This window comes from Streptomyces sp. NPDC025833 (assembly GCF_055558055.1).
In genome coordinates this window covers 1-1,020 of sequence record NZ_JBVHNF010000063.1, presented here as the reverse complement: position 1 = coordinate 1,020, position 1,020 = coordinate 1, and the positions used below count along the sequence as shown (strand labels likewise).

General features: G+C 69.5%; 1 protein-coding gene. It reads right to left on the bottom strand.

Annotated elements, in window-relative coordinates; all coding sequences use genetic code 11:
- Positions 1–1,020 (bottom strand): glucose-6-phosphate isomerase (pgi, locus tag ACZ4K2_RS36955; protein WP_467481148.1); only part of this gene is annotated, 1,020 nt, incomplete at both ends.

Below are 1,020 nucleotides of genomic sequence, written 5' to 3'. Positions count from 1 at the left end.
CTGTTCCTCGGCGACGCCTTCCGCGCGGACCTCGTCGGCGCTCTTGCCGAAGGCGAGGGCCTGGGTCTGGGCGAAGAAGTTGGCCATCAGCAGGTCGTGCTGGGCCTTGAGGCCGGGGCTGAGTTCGGCGACGGGGCGGGCGAAGCCGATGAAGTCGGCCGGGATGAGCTTGGTGCCCTGGTGGATCAACTGGTAGTAGGCGTGCTGGCCGTTGGTGCCGGGGGTGCCCCAGACGACGGGTCCGGTCTGCCAGGCGACGGGTTCGCCGTCGCGCTGGACGGACTTGCCGTTGGACTCCATGTCGAGTTGCTGGAGGTAGGCGGTGAACTTCGACAGGTAGTGCGAGTACGGCAGGACGGCGTGGGTCTGGGCGTCGTGGAAGTTGCCGTACCAGATGCCCAGCAGGGCCAGCAGGAGCGGGGCGTTGGCCTCGGGGGGTGCGGTGCGGAAGTGGTCGTCGACGGTGCGGAAGCCGTCGAGCATCTCGCGGAAGCGGTCCGGGCCGACGGCGATCATCAGGGACAGGCCGATCGCGGAGTCGAAGGAGTAGCGGCCGCCGACCCAGTCCCAGAACTCGAACATGTTGTCCGGGTCGATGCCGAACGCGGTGACCTTCTCGGCGTTGGTGGACAGGGCCACGAAGTGCCGGGCCACGGCCTTCTCGTCGCCGCCGAGGCCGGCCAGCAGCCAGGAGCGGGCGGAGGTGGCGTTGGTGATCGTCTCGATCGTGGTGAACGTCTTGGACGCCACGATGAACAGGGTCTGCGCGGGGTCCAGGTCGCGGGTGGCCTCGTGCAGGTCGGCGCCGTCGACGTTGGAGACGAAGCGGACGGTCAGGTCGCGGTCGGTGAAGGCGCGCAGCGCCTCGTGGGCCATGGCGGGGCCGAGGTCGGAGCCGCCGATGCCGATGTTGACGATGTTGCGGATACGGCGGCCGGTGTGACCGGTCCACTCGCCCGAGCGGACCCGGTCGGCGAAGGCGGCCATCTTGTCCAGCACCGCGTGCACGGCCGGGACGAC